Source organism: Janthinobacterium sp. GW458P (genome assembly GCF_002127585.1).
Lineage (GTDB): Bacteria > Pseudomonadota > Gammaproteobacteria > Burkholderiales > Burkholderiaceae_D > Janthinobacterium.
Genome location: NZ_NEGZ01000131.1, coordinates 1 through 1965, shown reverse-complemented (window position 1 = coordinate 1965; position 1965 = coordinate 1). Strand labels below are relative to the sequence as shown.

Below are 1965 nucleotides of genomic sequence, written 5' to 3'. Positions count from 1 at the left end.
CAGAGCGAGGCGCTGGCCGCCGCGCAAGCCCGTCCGGCGGCAGCGCCGGCCGCGCTGGCGCAGGTGCAGCCGGGCGACGTGCGCGTGCCCTACATTTCGCAAACCGTGCGCGAGCAGATCCGCGATGAAATCAAGGGCCAGGTGCTGGCCGAAGCCAAGGCCGGCGGCTGGGCGGCGCCGAATGAAACGCCGGAATGGAGCAAGCGCATCCGCGTCGAAGGCGATGTGCGCGCGCGCTATGAATCGCGCTATTACGACATGGCCAACAGCAATATCGAGATCGACTGGCGCTCGCTCAACAGCGGCAGCGGCTACGACGTCAATTCGAATACCAACCTGGCCCTGCCGGCGCTGCTGAACACGCGCCAGGACCGCAAGAATTTGCTGCGCGCGCGCGCCCGCCTGGGCATCCTGGCCGACATTTCCGAGAACACGCAAGCGGGCATCCGCCTGGCCAGCGGCAACGACGACAGCCCGGTCTCGACCACGCAAACCCTCGGTGGCGGCCTGGGCAAGAAAAACATCTGGCTGGACCAGGCCTGGCTGTCGTACCAGCCCGCGTCCTGGCTGAAACTGACGGCCGGCCGCTTCGACAACCCGTTTGTTTCCGGCGACGAACTGTTTTCCAGTGAACTCAATTTCGACGGCATCGCCGCCAAGGTGCAGCAGCCCGTGGGCGCGAGCAAGGATGTCACCGTCTTCGGTACGCTGGGCATCATTCCGCTCGAATACTCGTCGGACAACGCACCTAGCCGCAGCCAGGCAAAAATGGCGAGCGAAAACAAATGGCTGCTCGGCGCGCAAGTGGGCGCCTCGTGGAAGATCAATAGCGACCATCAATTGCGCGGCGCCCTGGCCTACTACAACTTCCGCAACATCAGCGGCGAGTATTCGCAGCCGTGCGCGCTGTACGCGGGCGCCGATGGCTGCAGCACGGACTGGTCGCGTCCGTCGAGCATGCAAAAGGGCAACAGTTTGATGCTGTTGCGCAATATCGCACTGAACCCGCTGGACCCGGCGAACACGCCGCAGCCGCAATTCGTGGGCCTGGCCTCGAAATTCCGCCTGGCCAACCTGAATGCGCGCTGGGATAGCAAGGTCGCGGGCGGCAAGGACTTGCGCATCGAGGGCGATTATGTGCGCAACATGGCCTACGACAAGAATGAAATGTGGGCGCGCGCCAAGGGCGGCATCATGAACAACTTCGGCGGCACGGGCGGCGTCTCGCAGGCCGACTTCAGGAGCGGCGGCAACGCCTACATGCTGCAGGCGACCCTGGGCAAGGCGAACACGCAGGCGCGCGGCGACTGGAACGTGCTGCTCGGCTACAAGCGCATCGAGCCGGATGCCTTGCCTGACGCCTACAACGATTCCACCTTCCACCTGGGCGGCACGAATGCGCGCGGCTACTACCTGGGCGGCGCGTATGCGATCGACAAGAACACCTGGTTCAGCGGCCGCTGGACGTCGAGCCGCGAAGTGTTCGGTTCGGCCCTGTCGATCGACACCCTGCAAATCGAACTGAACGCGCGTTTTTAAGGAGCCATGATGTTGATATTCAACAAAACGCGCTTGCCGGCTTTGCTGCTGATGCTGCTGGCCGGCGGCGCAGCCCAGGCGCAGGGACAGAAGGGGCTAAGCATGGAAGAGCGCCTGCGCGCCGAGTTGCGCAATGTCACGGCGCAATTGCAGCAGACCCGCGGCGAACTGGAATTGCTGAAAGCCAAGGGCGCGCCGGTGGCCAGGGCGGCGCCGGAGGCCGCGCCCGCCAGCGACGGCTTGAAAAAGGAACTGGCCCGCAGCCAGTCGCAGCTGGCGCAGGAGCGCGCGCAGCGGGAAAAACTGGCCGCCGAGCAGCAGCGCGGCGCCGCCGCCGCGCAAGAGGCGGCCGCCAGCCTGGCGCAGTACCGCCAGGCCGGCGAGCAGCTGGCCGCCAGCGGCAAGCGGCTGGAAGCCGAGCGCGCG

Annotated in this window: 1 protein-coding gene and 1 pseudogene; both read left to right on the top strand. The window is 65.8% G+C overall.

What is annotated here, in order from left to right; all coding sequences use genetic code 11:
* On the top strand, nt 1–1539 hold a 1539-nt coding region (locus CBW50_RS28320), incomplete at its 5' end, for a putative porin (RefSeq protein ID WP_139842712.1).
* A 6-nt stretch (nt 1540–1545) separates the two neighbouring features.
* A pseudogene (locus CBW50_RS28315) lies at nt 1546–1965 on the top strand (hypothetical protein); the annotation flags it as partial.